Source organism: Actinomadura kijaniata NBRC 14229, assembly GCF_001552175.1.
Classification (GTDB): Bacteria; Actinomycetota; Actinomycetes; order Streptosporangiales; family Streptosporangiaceae; genus Spirillospora; species Spirillospora kijaniata.
This window is the reverse complement of record NZ_BCQR01000100.1, coordinates 15,635-28,734: the sequence shown is the minus strand read 5'-3', so window position 1 is coordinate 28,734 and position 13,100 is coordinate 15,635. Positions and strand designations below refer to the sequence as shown.

The 13,100-nt window shown below is 74.1% G+C and carries 16 protein-coding genes; 10 read left to right on the top strand and 6 right to left on the bottom strand.

Features of this window, described 5'->3' with window-relative positions:
• Positions 1 to 7 precede the first annotated feature (7 nt).
• On the bottom strand, positions 8 to 1,270 hold the full coding sequence (locus tag AKI01S_RS28825) for an MFS transporter (RefSeq protein WP_084000350.1): 1,263 nt from the start codon (positions 1,268 to 1,270) through the stop codon (positions 8 to 10).
• Positions 1,271 to 1,341: 71 nt separating this feature from the next.
• Here AKI01S_RS28825 and AKI01S_RS28820 point away from each other — a divergent pair, with 71 nt between their 5' ends.
• A complete protein-coding gene (locus AKI01S_RS28820) occupies positions 1,342 to 1,905 on the top strand; it encodes a MarR family winged helix-turn-helix transcriptional regulator (RefSeq protein ID WP_218009847.1) in 564 nt (187 codons plus the stop codon).
• Positions 1,906 to 1,998: 93 nt separating this feature from the next.
• Here the strand turns inward: AKI01S_RS28820 and AKI01S_RS28815 are convergent, their stop codons facing one another.
• Entirely contained in the window at positions 1,999 to 2,481 is a 483-nt protein-coding gene (locus AKI01S_RS28815) for a MarR family winged helix-turn-helix transcriptional regulator (RefSeq protein WP_067824859.1), read from the bottom strand.
• Positions 2,482 to 2,590: 109 nt separating this feature from the next.
• Here AKI01S_RS28815 and AKI01S_RS28810 point away from each other — a divergent pair, with 109 nt between their 5' ends.
• Both AKI01S_RS28810 and AKI01S_RS28805 read left to right on the top strand, forming a co-directional pair.
• Complete coding sequence (locus AKI01S_RS28810) at positions 2,591 to 3,337, top strand: dienelactone hydrolase family protein (protein ID WP_067824816.1); 747 nt, start codon at positions 2,591 to 2,593, stop codon at positions 3,335 to 3,337.
• A 236-nt stretch (positions 3,338 to 3,573) separates the two neighbouring features.
• Complete coding sequence (locus AKI01S_RS28805; protein ID WP_067824814.1) at positions 3,574 to 4,323, top strand: SDR family NAD(P)-dependent oxidoreductase; 750 nt, start codon at positions 3,574 to 3,576, stop codon at positions 4,321 to 4,323.
• Here the strand turns inward: AKI01S_RS28805 and AKI01S_RS28800 are convergent.
• From AKI01S_RS28800 to AKI01S_RS28790, 3 genes are all read right to left on the bottom strand, one after another.
• Positions 4,316 to 5,416 carry a WD40 repeat domain-containing protein gene (locus AKI01S_RS28800; protein WP_157420216.1) on the bottom strand — a complete coding sequence of 367 codons (1,101 nt, stop codon included), beginning with the start codon at positions 5,414 to 5,416 and terminating at the stop codon, positions 4,316 to 4,318. The two genes, AKI01S_RS28805 and AKI01S_RS28800, sit on opposite strands and share 8 nt — an antisense overlap.
• Positions 5,417 to 5,531: 115 nt before the next feature.
• A complete protein-coding gene (locus tag AKI01S_RS28795; protein WP_067824810.1) occupies positions 5,532 to 6,062 on the bottom strand; it encodes a hypothetical protein in 531 nt (176 codons plus the stop codon).
• 238 nt (positions 6,063 to 6,300) lie between these two features.
• Positions 6,301 to 7,164 (bottom strand): AraC family transcriptional regulator, encoded by an 864-nt coding sequence (locus tag AKI01S_RS28790; protein WP_067824808.1) that lies wholly within the window; start codon positions 7,162 to 7,164, stop codon positions 6,301 to 6,303.
• Between the two features lie 128 nt (positions 7,165 to 7,292).
• Here AKI01S_RS28790 and AKI01S_RS28785 point away from each other — a divergent pair, with 128 nt between their 5' ends.
• Positions 7,293 to 8,069, top strand: coding sequence for a phytanoyl-CoA dioxygenase family protein (locus AKI01S_RS28785; protein ID WP_067824806.1), 777 nt, complete (start codon positions 7,293 to 7,295; stop codon positions 8,067 to 8,069).
• On the opposite strand, the gene AKI01S_RS28780 is transcribed toward AKI01S_RS28785, so the two are convergent.
• Positions 8,059 to 8,958 (bottom strand): LysR family transcriptional regulator, encoded by a 900-nt coding sequence (locus AKI01S_RS28780; protein WP_067824804.1) that lies wholly within the window; start codon positions 8,956 to 8,958, stop codon positions 8,059 to 8,061. The genes AKI01S_RS28785 and AKI01S_RS28780 overlap by 11 nt on opposite strands.
• A gap of 17 nt (positions 8,959 to 8,975) precedes the next feature.
• Between AKI01S_RS28780 and AKI01S_RS28775 the strand changes: the two genes are divergently transcribed.
• The 6 genes from AKI01S_RS28775 to AKI01S_RS28750 all read left to right on the top strand — a co-directional run bounded on the left by AKI01S_RS28775 (position 8,976) and on the right by AKI01S_RS28750 (position 13,070).
• Positions 8,976 to 9,695, top strand: a complete 720-nt coding sequence (locus AKI01S_RS28775) for an AzlC family ABC transporter permease (RefSeq protein ID WP_218009846.1) — start codon at positions 8,976 to 8,978, stop codon at positions 9,693 to 9,695.
• On the top strand, positions 9,695 to 10,000 hold the full coding sequence (locus AKI01S_RS28770; protein WP_067824800.1) for an AzlD domain-containing protein: 306 nt from the start codon (positions 9,695 to 9,697) through the stop codon (positions 9,998 to 10,000). Before AKI01S_RS28775 ends, AKI01S_RS28770 begins: the two co-directional genes overlap by 1 nt.
• 330 nt (positions 10,001 to 10,330) lie before the next feature.
• Positions 10,331 to 10,849: a hypothetical protein gene (locus tag AKI01S_RS28765; protein ID WP_157420215.1), complete on the top strand. Its 519-nt coding sequence runs from the start codon at positions 10,331 to 10,333 to the stop codon at positions 10,847 to 10,849.
• 54 nt (positions 10,850 to 10,903) lie between these two features.
• Positions 10,904 to 11,494 carry a dihydrofolate reductase family protein gene (locus AKI01S_RS28760; RefSeq protein ID WP_067824795.1) on the top strand — a complete coding sequence of 197 codons (591 nt, stop codon included), beginning with the start codon at positions 10,904 to 10,906 and terminating at the stop codon, positions 11,492 to 11,494.
• A gap of 65 nt (positions 11,495 to 11,559) precedes the next feature.
• Positions 11,560 to 12,468, top strand: a complete 909-nt coding sequence (locus tag AKI01S_RS28755; RefSeq protein ID WP_067824793.1) for a GNAT family N-acetyltransferase — start codon at positions 11,560 to 11,562, stop codon at positions 12,466 to 12,468.
• Positions 12,465 to 13,070, top strand: a complete 606-nt coding sequence (locus tag AKI01S_RS28750) for a dihydrofolate reductase family protein (RefSeq protein ID WP_067824791.1) — start codon at positions 12,465 to 12,467, stop codon at positions 13,068 to 13,070. The genes AKI01S_RS28755 and AKI01S_RS28750 overlap by 4 nt, the downstream gene beginning before the upstream one ends.
• The last annotated feature ends 30 nt before the right edge of the window (positions 13,071 to 13,100 follow it).

The window sequence follows — 13,100 nt, the reverse complement described above, 5'->3', positions numbered from 1 at the left end:
GGGCGGGTCAGCGGCCGGTCGAGGGCGGCTCCGAACGGGCGGCGGCGCCGTCGGCGGACCCTGAGGCGGTCGGAGCCGGGGCGGACACCGGGGGAACGGTCGCGGGGAAGGCGTGGCGGCGGGCGAGCACGGCCACGACCAGGACTCCGGTGAGGACGGCGGCGCTGGCCCAGGGCAGGGGCGCCACCCCGGCGGCGGCGACCAGGCCGCCGCCCAGCAGGGGCCCGGCCGCCATCCCGGCGTTCAACATGGTGACCAGCAACGACTGGGTGATCTCCACGGACTCCCCGGCCGCTCGCGCCGAGGCGGCCTGCAACACGGTCGGGGCCCCGCCCAGCGCCAGCCCCCACACCGCCGTGGCGGCCAGCACCACCCCGGGACGGGTCCCGGCCGCCGCCAGCACGATCATCACGGCGGCCAGGGCGGCGAAGACGGCCACCACGACGGTCCGCAGCCGCCGGTCGATCAGCGTCCCGGTGATCCACAGGCCCAGGATCGAGGCGATCCCGAAGGCCAGCAGCACCACCCCGACCCGCTCCTGCAACCCCGACCGCCCGAGGAACGGCGCGATGTAGGTGTACAGGTTGGTGTGTCCCACCTCGAAGGCGAACCCGGCCACCAGGATCGCGGCCACGCCCGGCAACGCGAGCACCCGGCGCACCGGCAGGGACCGCCCGGCCGCCTCACCGTCCAGGGCGGGCACGCAGCAGCGCACCCACACCGCCACCGCGACTCCCAGGGCCGCCATGACGGCGAAGGCCGCGCGCCAGCCCAGCGCCGTGCCCAGGAAGGTCCCGGCGGGCACCCCGAACGCCAGTGCCACCGGCACCCCCGCCATCGCCACCGCCAGGGCGCGTCCCCTGGCGGGGGCGGGGACCAGGCGCATGGCGTATCCGGCCAGCATCGCCCATTGCAGCCCGGCCCCCAGCCCGGCCACCAGCCGTCCGGCGAAGGTCAGGGCGAACCAGGGTGAGCAGGCGGTCAGGGCGTTGGCCGCCGCGACGGCGGCGATGGTGGCCAGCAGCACCGGGCGGCGCGGTCGGCGGCGGGTCAGCGCGGTCAGGGGGATCGCCGCCAGCATCGACCCGGCCGCGTACACCGTCACCAGCTGTCCCGCCATCGCCCGCGAGACCCCCAGCCCGTCGCTGAGCTGGGGCAGCAGCCCGGCCGGGACGGCCTCGGTCAGCAGGGTGACGAACCCCGCCACCGAGAGGGCCGACAGTCCCGCCCAGGGCATCGGCACCCGTGCTGACCTGCGCGTTCGCGGCATGGATCCCCCTCGCGCCTATAGTTACTTTGAGACTCAATGGAAGTTAGTTTGAAACTCAAAGGATGTCAATCGTGACCACGGAAGACCCGCGCGCTCCCCAGGACTCGATCGCCGCCGAACTGGACGAGTGGACCGCGCAGATGGCCGGGGTGGATCCGCAGACCGAGGCCGCCCGCCAGCGCATCGGCCGCATCTCGCGCCAGTTCGAACGCCTGCTGGGTCAGGTCGCCGCCGACCACGGGCTGACGGTGGGCGACTGGACGGCGCTGTCGGCGCTGCAACGTTCGGCCCCGCCGCACCAGCGCACCCCGAAGGAGCTGGCCGACGAGATCGGCGTGACCGCCGGAACCATGAGCGTGCGCATCGACCGCCTCATCCAGGCCGGGCTGGTCGAGCCGGTCGCCGACGGCGGCGACGGCCGCCGCCGACCGGTCCGGCTCACCGAGCTGGGCCGCCGGCGCTGGAGCCAGGCCACCCGGCAGCGCACCGCCGGCGAGCGCGACCTGTTCGGCGACGCCCTCACCGGCCAGGAGCTCCAGCAGCTCAACGGCCTGCTGGCCAAACTCCTCGGCCATCTGGAGGACACGTTCGGTCCCGCTTCACGCCACGACACCCCGCGCCACCAACTCCGCTGACGGCTCCCCCGACTCCTGACCGGACGGGCCCATCGGCCCGCCCGCCGAGGGCGGCCGCGGGCCGGTTCGCGTGCCGGACGCCGCTACGCGGGGTCAGGACGCCCGGGTGTGGTGGTCCAGCAGGCGGGTGAGCGTCCGCACGAACTGATCGCGTTCGGCCGGGCTCAGCGGCGCGAGCAGCTCGTCGTGGAGGTCGTCCAGGACCTTGTCGAGGCGGCGCAGGTGGCGGCGGCCCTCGGCGGAGATGGTGATGATGTTGCGGCGCCGGTCGTCGGGGTCCGGCGCCCGCTCGACGAGGCCGCGTTCGGCCAGTTCGTTGAGCACGCCGACCATGTCGCTGCGGTAGATGCCGGAACGCCTGCTCAGCTCCGCTTGGCTGCCCGGCCCGTACTCCTGGAGCGAGGCGAGCACGGCGTAGTGCCACGTGCGGGCGTCGACCCGGGCCAGCCCCTCGCCCACCAGCCGGTCCGACCGCATGGTCAGCTGCGACAGCAACCGGCTCGCCCGGCGGCGCAGCCTGTCGGGCGTCCTGAGCGCGCCGGTGTCGGGCAGGTCCGCGGCTTCGGCTCTGGTCATGGCGCCGACCCCCTCCATTGCGTTAGTCGGACTAACGATATACGTTCGTTCCCGCCGGAAACGTTAGTGCGACTAACGCTGGTCGCGTGAACTCCACGAAAGGCAGCCCTTGCCCACCGAGACAGTGCGGATCCCCACCCCCGACGGCCAGGCCGACGGCTTCGCCGTCTTTCCCGACGACGGCGAGCGGCACCCGGGGGTGCTGATGTACGCGGACGGCTTCGGCATCCGGCCCGTGCTGCGCGAGATGGCCGCCGAACTGGCCGGGCACGGCTATCACGTGCTCGTCCCCAACCTCTTCTACCGGCACGGCCCGGCCCCGGTGATCGAGCTTCCCGAGCACATCGGGGAGGACGTCCGGCCCGCGATCCTCGCCCGGCTGATGCCCATGATCGAGGCGCACACCACCGAACGGATCCTGCGCGACGCCGACGCCTACGTCCGGTTCCTCACCGCCCGGCCCGGGGTGAGCGCCGGGCCGATCGCGGTGACCGGCTACTGCATCGGCGGGCTCCTGGCGATGCGCACCGCCGCGGCCCACCCCGGCCAGGTGGCCGCCGTCGCCGGTTTCCACGCTCCCGTGGGCGCGGGCGGGCCCGACAGCCTGAACCGTCTCCTCTCCACGCTCACCGCCCGGGTCCACCTCGGCCACGCCGAAAGCGACCTCACGCCCGAGGCCCTCGACGAACTCAACCGGGCCCTGGACGCGGCGGGCATCGACCACACCTCCGAGATCTATCCGGGCACCGTCCACGGCTTCACCATGTCCGACACCGACGCCTTCGACCCCGCCGCACTACAGCGCCACTGGGACCGCCTGCTCCCCCTCCTCGCCCGCACCCTGGCCGACGACTGAGAACACCGTGCCGTCCGGCGGAGCCCGACACCACGACGGTGGCGGCCGGTCAGGGAGCGAACGGCGAGGGTTTCAGGCGCCGTCCTGGTCGCCGTCGAGACCGCCGCCCGGACCCGCAAGGCCGAGCCCGGCCCGGTCATGGCGGACCTGATCCGCAAGATCACCGAGGCACTCGACGCCGCCTGAGCGACGGGCCGGGGAGGACTACTCCGGGAGCCGCAGGGCAAGATCGGCCAATGGTCGAACATGATGCGGTGGCCCTGGTGACGGGAGCCTCGCGGGGGCTGGGGGCGGTGATCGCCCGAAGGCTGGCGCGGCAGGGGCATCCGGTCGCGGTGAACTACCGGTCCGGACGGGAGCGGGCGGACGAGGTCGTGCGGGCCGTGCGGGCCGACGGCGGGACGGCCGAGGCGTTCGCGGCCGACGTCACCGACGAGGCCGAGGTGACCGGGCTGGTCGAGGAGGTCGGGCGGCGGCTCGGCCCGGTGCGCGTCCTGGTCGCCAACGCCACCGGGCCGCAGCCCGAGATCCCGCTTGAGGACCTGACGTGGCAGGCGCACCTGGACCAGCTCTCGTTCTTCGTCAAGAGCCCGACGCTGCTGACGCAGGCCGTGCTTCCGGGGATGAGGGCCGGTGGCGGCGGGCGCGTCATCCACATCGGCTCCGACATCGTGGCGCGGGGGCTGGCGGGGATGTCGGCCTACGTGGCGGCCAAGGGGGCGCAGCTCGGGCTCATGCGTTCCTGGGCGCGCGAGCTGGGGCCGCACGGCATCACGGTCAACCTGGTCGCCCCCGGCTGGATCCCCGTCGAACGGCACAGCGACCTCCCGGCGGCCGAGCGGGAGCGGTACCGGGCCGAGGTCCCGCTCGGGCGGATCGGCGCGCCCGAGGACGTCGCGGCGGCCGTGTGCTTCCTGGCCTCGGACGCGGCGGGGTACATCACGGGTGAATGCCTCACCGTCAACGGGGGGCACACCCTCACCTGACCGCCTCGCCGGCGAACCGCGAGATCCACCAGACGCGGATGGTGCCGTCGTGGTGACCGGTCACCACGACGGGCTCGCCGTCGATCTCGGTGGCGGTCACGGTCGTCGGGGCCTGCTCGTCGGGGACGGCCAGCGGGCCGCCGAGCCGCTCGCCACGGTCGAGGTCCCAGACCCGGGGCGGCTCCTCCAGGGCCTCGGTGACGGCGATCGGGCGCCCGCCGAACCGGGTGAGGGTGATCTCCACGATGTCGTTCGTGTGCCCGGACAGCGGTGTTCCGGCCGGTCGGCCGGTGGCCAGGTCCCATGTTCCCAGCGTGTTGCCGTCACCGGCGGTGAGGACCACCGCACGGCCGTCCAGCTCGGTCACCGCGAGGGCGGAGACGTAGGTGCCGGTCGTCTGCCAGGGACCTCCCACGGCCTCCCCGGTGAGCACGTCCCAGACCTCGATGTGGGAGTCGTGGCCGCCGGTGACGGCGATCGGGCGGCCGTCCACCACGGCGGCGGCCATCACGCCGTTGTAGCTCCCCCGGATCTCCGTGACGCGCTCGCCGGACGCGAGCGCCGACACCAGCAGCACTCCCTCCTCACCGCTGCTGAGCACCAGCGGCCCGCGCCCGGAAGGGAGGACGGCCAGGGCTGTGACGCCGAGGCCGTGCCCGGTCACGGACTTGCCGATCTTCTCTCCGGTGACCAGGTCCCAGCAGCGGACCGCACCGCCCATGTGGTCCTCGCCGAGCAGCGCGGTGAGGTCGAACCGGCCGCCGCCGGTCACGAGCACCGGACGGCCGTCGAGAGACGTCGCGGCCAGCAGGGAGACGACCTCGTACGCGTCCGCCTCCCCCTTCTCGTCCTCGAACTCCTCGTCGTCCCAGACGATCCCCTCGGCGTCGGGAACCGGGTCTTCGGGGGCGGCGCTGCCGAGGTCGATGGGGCGCGCGACGCGCTCCCCCGTGGTCAGGTCGCAGGTCCACAGGGAGCCGTCGCCGTGTTTGCCGACCACCGCCGGGACGCCGCCCAGGTCCACGGGGGCGAGGGCGTGAACGGCGTGGCCCTCCGGGTCGGGAAAGGACCGGGAGATTCGATGATCATTCATGCGGCGGACCATAGCGTCCGGCCCCGACATGATCAGTGGAACGCGGAAACCGGTGCCGGTGGGCGCGACGGCGGGGGCGCGGCCTTCGAGGCGCCGGGCCCCTGCCGCCGTCCGGTCACCTGATGGGCTTGAGCTGCGAGGCGCGGATGAACTTCGCGTCGCAGTGGCCGCCGGTGCCCTTGTCGAAGTCGAACCAGAACGCGATGGCGTTCTCACCGATGCGGCCCCGGCCGATGGAGGACCACTGGACCCGCTTTCCCTTGTGCCACTTGTTGTCCTCGACGGCGTTGCTCCCCGTGTAGCCGGGGCCGCCGGACAGGCGCCACTTCCCGCCGCCCTCGTGAACGGCCAGCAGCGCCCGGACCATCGAGTTCCTGTGGTTGCCCTTGGTCTTCTGGATGGCGTATCCCCATTCGACGACCGTGACGAGCGGGCGCTTCCTGGTGGGCTTGCCGTCGGTCTTGATGTAGCCCTTCCCCCAGCGGCCCTTCGCCTTGCAGCTGGTGTAGGCGATGTACTTGGCCTTGCCGACCTTGGCGGTGACCTTGCCGGTCTCCACCTCGGCGGAGGCGGCGGGGGCGGCGGCCACGAGGCCCGCCGTGGTGAGCGCGGTGGCGGCGAGCGGCAGGAGCTTCTTCAGCGACACGGGAGTGTCCCTTCCTCGGAAATCCGGGGTCCGATGGCAGTTCGATTATTGGGACGCCCCTCCGCCGCAGACAGGGCCCACAGGACCATTCGCCCCGCATTCAGAACCTGCGATTTTCACCCGAAAGCAGTACCACAGCACTAAAAGCATTCCCGGTCATCGGCATTTCGCAAGCAATTCTACAAATGATAATCCGGGCGACATCTCGCCGAAAATCCGGTGTGAAATGGTACGGCCGTCAGTCCCGGCGCGAACGGGCCGCCGACCCGCCAGGGCGGAAGCGCGTGCGGTAGGCGGCCGGGCTGAGGGCGAAGAAGTGCCGGAAACGGCGGCTGGCGTAGTTGGGGTCGTTCCAGCCGACCAGCCTCCCGACCGCCGCGACGGGCAGGTCGGTCTCGATGAGGAGCGCCGCGGCGCGCTCGGCGCGCAGCCTGCCGAGGTAGGCCATGGGCGGGACCCCGAGCCCCGCGGTGAACAGGCGGGCCAGGTAGGCCGGTGACGTGCTCACCGCCGCGGCGAGCTCGTCCAGGCTCCAGGCGCGCTGGAGGTCGTCCTCCAGCAGCCGCGCCGCGGCCGTCACCGCGGGGTGGCCCCGCCCGGCCGGGTCCGCGGGGAGGGACGCGGCCACGCCGCCCAGCAGGCAGAGCAGCACGCCCACCCGTACGGCGTGCGCGGGTTCCGGCCGGGGCAGCTCGGCGATCGCGGCGAGGCCGGTCTCGACGACGCGGAGCGTGGCGGGGTCGAGCCGCGGCGGGTGGCCGGACCGGCCGGCGCCGTGCAGGATCCGCCCGAGCCGCGGGTCCGCGCGCAGCCAGGCCAGCTCGCGCTGGAACACCTCCGGGCCGACGTACAGGTTGTGGACGGTCAACCGGCGGCAGTCCCGGTAGCCGTGCCAGTCCCCCGGCCGCAGCATCGCCACCGAGCCGCGGCCCAGTTCCCGTTCGCCCGCGGCCGAGACGTGCGTCGCGGCGCCGCCGGTGACCACGGCCAGCTCGACGAAGTCGTGGCCGTGGGCGGCGATGTCGCCGCGCGGCTCGTACCGCTCGGCGACGATGGGCGGCCCGCCCGGCGGGAAGACCTCCGCTCGCCGTACGCGATGCACCGGGCCTCCCTCCTCCAGGCGGTTGTCAAGATTGTGCTACACCTGCCGGGCTCCCGTGCTAGCCGCTCTCCCCCCGCGATCGCGACAGTTGTCGGAACGAACCGTCCGGCAAGGCGAGGAGAACGACGATGGCCGTCGCCCGCACGACCCCCCGCACCACACCCGAGAACCTCTCCGAGGACGCCGTCTCCGCGTACCGCCGTGACGGTTTCGTCCACCTGCCCGGCGTCATCTCCCGGGCGGACGCCGCCAGGTTCGCCGACGCCGCGCTGGCGGTCCGGCACACCGTCCGCGACAACCACGGCGGAAGGGTCTTCACGCAGCTGCTCCAGCTGTGGCGGCAGGACGCGACGCTGCGCGAGCTCACCCTGCACCCCGGCCTGGCGGCCATCGCGACCCGGCTGGCGGGGATCCCGCTGCGGCTGTGGCACGACCAGCTCCTGATCAAGGATCCGCGCAACGGGGCCGCCACCGAGTTCCACCAGGACCAGCCGTACTGGCCCCACGCCGGCTCCCGGCACGCGCTCTCGGCCTGGGTGGCGCTGGTGGACGTCCCGGTCGACCGCGGCTGCATGACGTTCATCCCGGGCTCCCAGCGCCTGGACGGGCTGCGGCCGCAGGACCTGTCCGACCACGCCGACATGTTCGCCGTGGCCCCTGATCTGGAGTGGGAGCAGCGCGTCACCGTTCCCCTGCGGGCGGGCGACTGCACGTTCCACAACGCCCGCCTCGCGCACAGCGCCACGCCCAACCTCACCGACGATCCCCGCATCGCCCACGTGGTCATCTACGTGGACGCCGATCTGACCCTCGCGCCCGGTCCCTCCCATCCCGTCACCGACCCGCTCGGCCTGACCGTGGGCGCCCCGCTGCCCGACGAGCACTTCCCCCGCCTCACCCCGTGACCGGACGCGCCGCCAGGAGGGCGCGGAGGGCCGCGACCGTCCCCGTGACGGCGGGCCTGGCGTCGTCGCGGCGCCAGGCGAGGGCCGTGGTGCAGTGGTGGCCGCCGAGCAGGGGCACCACCGCCACGCCGGAACGCGCGTAGTGCTGGTCGGTGCTCTCCGAGACCAGGGCGACCCCCGCCCCGGCGGCGACCAGCTCCAGGGTCTCCTCGATCGCGCCGGACCCGGCCGCCACGGTCGCGTCCGCGACGCCGACCGCGGCGGGGTGGCGGAAGCGGGCCCAGACCGGGTCGGGCGATCTCGGCGTCACCCAGGCCAGTCCGCCGAGGTCGGCGGGGTGCAGGGCGGGCCGGGCGGCCAGGGGGTGCGTCACCGGCAGGGCGACGGCGCGGCGGTCGGCGCCGAGCGGGAGGGTGTCCAGGGCGCCGGTGGACAGCGGCGGCCAGACGACGGCCAGGTCGCTGTCGCCGGTGAGCAGGCCGCACGTCGGGTCGTCGAAGTCGAACCTGCGCAGCGTGACGCGGCCCCCGGTCCGGGCGCGGACCGCGTCGACCACCAGGGCGGTCCGGGGCCCGGCGGCCTCCCCCATGAAACCGACGGTCAGTCCCGGCGCGGCCGCGCCGGAGAGGGCGGCCGCCAGGCCGTCGACCGCGGCCAGCACCGAGACGGCGTGCTCCAGCACCCGGCGGCCGTGCGCGGTCAGGGTCGCGCCCGTCCGCTCCCGGCGGAGCAGCGGCGCGTCCGAGCACGCCTCCAGCCGGGCGACCGCCGCGCTGACGGTGGGCTGGCTGACGCCCAGCGTCTCGGCGGCGGCGGTGAACGAGCCCGTCCGCGCGACGGCCGCGAACGCGCGCAGCGCCGGAAGGGTGATGTCGCCGGTCTTGCTCATAGTCCGAGGCTATGGCCATGCCCGCGGGCTATGCGACGGCGCGGGCGGCCGTGGGGAGACTGGCCGCCGTGAAGACACCGGGAAGTTCTGACATCAGGCTGGCCGTCGGGGCCAGCACCGGGGCCGCCGTCTACTCGGCGGTGTTCGGGGCGCTCGCCGTCCAGAGCGGCTGGTCGGTCTGGCAGGCGGTGGCCGCCAGCGCGCTCGTGCACGCGGGCGGCAGCCAGCTCGCCGGGCTGGCCGCGCTCGGCGGCGGGGCCTCGCCGGTGGCGGCGCTGGCCGTCGGCACGCTGGTCAACCTGCGGCTGGGGGTGTTCGGGTTCGCGCTGGGCGACGTGTTCGGCTCCTGGCGGGACCGGTTCGCCGCCTCCCACCTGGTCTCGGACGAGTCCGCCGGGGCGGCGCTGACCCGCGCCACGGCGGCGGAGCGGCGGCGGACGTTCGTGACCGTCGGGCTGATCCTGTTCACGGGGTGGACGGCCGGGACGCTGGCCGGGGCCGCCTTCGGGACGGCGCTCCCGGCCGGGGCGCGCGGCTCCCTGGACCCGGCCGCCGCCGCGGTCTTCGCCGCGCTGGTCGTGCCGCTGGTCCGGGGCGTCCGGGAGGCGGCGACGGCGGTGGCGGCGGCCGGTGTGACGGTGGTGGCGGCGGCCTGGGCCCCGCCCGGCGTTCCGGTGCTGCTGGGGGCGCTGGCGGTCGTTCCGGCCGCGCTGGTGCGGAAGCGGGTGAAGGTGTGATGGCGATCTGGTTCCTCATCGGCGGCCTGGCGGTGACCACCTACCTGGTCCGCCTCGGCGGCGTCGCGCTGGCCGCACGGCGCGGCGCGAAGGCGTCCGGAGAGTCCCGAGCGGACGGCATGGTGGCGCTCCTGCCGGTCGCGCTGCTGGCGGCCGTGGCGGCGACCCAGGTCGCACCCCAGGGGGACGTCAGGCCACCCCTGCTGTGCGCGGCACTGGCAGCGGCCGTGGCGGCCCCACGCCTCGGCTTCCTCCCCGCCATCCTGACCGGCGGCACCGTGGGCGCACTGATCACCTGGTGGTGACCGGCCGCCCGCTCCCGTCGCGCCGGGGACCTTCGGCCAGGACCCGCGCCGTTCTCAGCGCCGCCGCCCCCAACCACGCGAGGAAGGGCGTGACGGGGGCGCGAGTCCGGTGCGGGGAAGCGGTCGCGCAGGTACGGCCCCGGAAGGTCATGGGCTCGCGGGGCGCGTCCGGGCCGTAGGCGCTGCGGTGGCTCGTGGGAGTCCCGGACGGGCGGATCGAGGAGGCCCGCTTTCGCGGGGGATGTGCGGGAGTTGTGCGGGTTTGGGGGTGGCGTTGACGGGGTTCTCTCCCGCCTGCTGGACTCGCCGTTCGTGACCTTCTCCCAGGCTGTGGCTCCGTTCTCCGTGGTGGCCGCGGCGACCGCCGTCCTCGTCTGGGGGACGTTGTCGCCCCGCAAGCGGCTGCCGTTCCTGCTGCTGGGGACCGCCGCCGCCCTGGGCGCCGCCGGGTACGGGCCGTTGATCGTGCTGTTCCCCATGATGTGGTTGTTCTTCTGGCCGGTCCCCGCCGTCGCGGCCGGGGTGACGGGCGCCTTCGCGGTCGTGTCGGGGCAGCGGGAGGGGCCCGGCGCCGAGCTGGCCACCTGGCTTCGGCTGTGCCTGGCGTGGCTGTGGGCCCTGGTCGCCGTGTACGGGTACGGGATCTCCGGGAGCGGCGTCGTCGACGGCGCCTCCCCTTCCTGCTCGGGGGATTCCAGCAGGTCGGCGGGGTTCTTCCCGCTGCACGACACCGTCTGCGGGAAGGATCAGGTGCCGGGGTGGGTCGATCCCGCGCTCTTCACGTTCCTGCTGCTGCTCGCGGTGAGCGCCGTGGGCGCGATCCGGGCCGGAGCGGTAAGGAAGCGGTAAGCACCCCCCGCCATGCTTGAGCCATCAAGGAACACCGGAGAAGGGAACACCCCGATGCGTATCGTGATCTGCGGCTTCATCAGCCTCGACGGTGTCGTGCAGGCCCCGGGCGGGCCCGACGAGGACCGCGACGGCGGCTTCGCCCACGGCGGCTGGACCCAGCCGTACTTCGACCCGGAGGTGGTCGGCGGGGCCTTCGACGCGGCCATGAAGAACGCCACCACGCTGCTGTACGGCCGCCGCACCTGGCAGAACATGGCCGCCGCGTGGTCGCAGCAGGCCGGGGACCCGTTCGCGGACAAGCTGAACGCCCTCCCCAAGTACGTCGTGTCCGACAGCCTGGACGAGAAGGACATGACCTGGAACACCTCGCTGATCCGCAACGCGGAGGCCGTAGAGCGCATCCGCGGGCTGCGCGGGACCGGCGACGGCGACGCGATCCTCATGGGCAGCCCCACGCTGGCGCGGACGCTGATCGAGGAGGGGCTGTTCGACGAGCTGATCCTGATCTCCATGCCGGTGATCCTGGGCGGCGGCAAGTCGATCTTCCCGGCGGAGGGGACGAAGCACGCCCTGGAGCACGTCTCCACGGTCACCTCCCCCACCGGCGTCAACGTCTGCGTCTACCGCAGGGCGCAGGGGTAGTCTGCGAGGTGTACCGCACCGGTGGCGGCCTCCCCGTTCGATGACGTGTGTCCGGAGGTCGTCCGATGATCGAGGTGCGGGTCTTCCGACGGAGCGATCGCGACCAGCTCGCCGCTCTCGTCAACGCCCACGTGCAGGCCGTGGTGCCCGGTGTCTCCCTGTCCGTCAACGCGGTGCTCGGCGCCCTGGAACGGGAGCCCGGCGAGTTCGTCGTCGATCCCTGGGTGACCGCGCGGGTCACCCTGGTCGCCGAGCAGCGCGGCCGGATCGTCGCCGCCGCGCACCTGGTGCGGTACGGCGACGGCCCCGAGGTCGGCGGGACCTACCGGGACGCCGCCGAGATCCGTTGGCTGCTGTTCTGGCCGGACGCGGCGTACTGGCCCGACGCGTCGGCGGCGGCCGGGCCGTTGATGGAACGGTGCCTCCAGGTGTGCGCGGGGTGGCGGGCCGCGCGCTGGTACGCCGACGGGACGCTCCCCGCGCCGGGCGTGTACGGCGTTCCCGAGCAGTGGCCGCACGTCCGGGACCTGTACGAACGCGCCGGGTTCCGCCCCGAGGGGCGGCGCGAGGTCGTGCTGCTCGCGGAGGTGGACCGGCTCCGGACCGAGGACGGGGGCGACGGGCTCGCCGTCCACCGCACGGTCGGGGTCAACGGCACCCGGCTGACCGCGCGGCGCGACGGCCGGGAGGTCGGGTTCGTGGAGGTGGACACCGGGCTGGCCGAGGGCGGCCGGTTCGCGCACCTGGCGGGCTGGGCCGACGTCGGGAACCTGGAGGCCGACGACGACGCGACCGCCACCTGGCTGGTCGGGAGGGCCGCGCGCTGGCTGCGGCTGGCGCGCGTGGAACGCCTGCTCGACTACGCCCTGGACGACGAGCACGACCGGCTCCGCCTGCTGCGCGGCCTCGGGTTCGAGGAGCTGACGCGGACCGAGCGGGGCTGGATCCGGCGACGAGAGGATGAGGAACGATGAAGCTGACCGTGACCACGTTCGTGACCCTCGACGGCATCGCCCAGGCCCCGGGCGGGCCGGACGAGGACCGCGAGGGAGGGTTCGAGTACGGCGGCTGGCTCGCCCCGTACGTGGACGAGGACTTCGGGAACGCGGTGGACGCCTGGTTCCGGCCCGCCGACGCGTTCCTGTTCGGCCGCCGGACCTACGAGATCTTCGCCGCGTACTGGCCGGACGTCACCGACGAGGACGACGTCGTGGCGACCAGGTTCAACACGCTGCCCAAGTACGTGGCGACCCGCACCCTGGACAAGGCCGGCTGGGCGGGGACCGAGCTGCTGCGCGGCGACGTCGCCGCCGCCGTCGCCGGGATCAAGGCCCGGCCGGGCCAGGAGCTCCAGGTCCACGGCAGCATCGACCTGGTCCGGACGCTGGTCCGGGCCGACCTGGTGGACGAGTTCCGGCTCCTGGTGTTCCCGGTCGTGCTGGGCACGGGCAAGCGGCTGTTCGACGGCGCCGTCCCGACCGCCCTGCGGCTCGCCGACTCCCGCACGACCAGCGCCGGGGTCATGCTCCAGACCTACGAGGCCGACGGCCGCCCCGAGTTCGGCACCGTGGGGTGACGGGCGGCGCCGCCGTCCGGGCTTGACCCT

Coding starts and splice junctions, on each gene's coding strand:
- AKI01S_RS28770 (WP_067824800.1), top strand. CDS start 9,695: ATGGCGATCTGGTTCCTCATCGGCGGCCTGGCGGTGACCACCTACCTG.
- AKI01S_RS28815 (WP_067824859.1), bottom strand. CDS start 2,481: ATGACCAGAGCCGAAGCCGCGGACCTGCCCGACACCGGCGCGCTCAGG.
- AKI01S_RS28825 (WP_084000350.1), bottom strand. CDS start 1,270: ATGCCGCGAACGCGCAGGTCAGCACGGGTGCCGATGCCCTGGGCGGGA.
- AKI01S_RS28800 (WP_157420216.1), bottom strand. CDS start 5,416: ATGAATGATCATCGAATCTCCCGGTCCTTTCCCGACCCGGAGGGCCAC.
- AKI01S_RS28780 (WP_067824804.1), bottom strand. CDS start 8,958: ATGAGCAAGACCGGCGACATCACCCTTCCGGCGCTGCGCGCGTTCGCG.
- AKI01S_RS28750 (WP_067824791.1), top strand. CDS start 12,465: ATGAAGCTGACCGTGACCACGTTCGTGACCCTCGACGGCATCGCCCAG.
- AKI01S_RS28775 (WP_218009846.1), top strand. CDS start 8,976: ATGCCCGCGGGCTATGCGACGGCGCGGGCGGCCGTGGGGAGACTGGCC.
- AKI01S_RS28755 (WP_067824793.1), top strand. CDS start 11,560: ATGATCGAGGTGCGGGTCTTCCGACGGAGCGATCGCGACCAGCTCGCC.
- AKI01S_RS28805 (WP_067824814.1), top strand. CDS start 3,574: ATGGTCGAACATGATGCGGTGGCCCTGGTGACGGGAGCCTCGCGGGGG.
- AKI01S_RS28785 (WP_067824806.1), top strand. CDS start 7,293: ATGGCCGTCGCCCGCACGACCCCCCGCACCACACCCGAGAACCTCTCC.
- AKI01S_RS28760 (WP_067824795.1), top strand. CDS start 10,904: ATGCGTATCGTGATCTGCGGCTTCATCAGCCTCGACGGTGTCGTGCAG.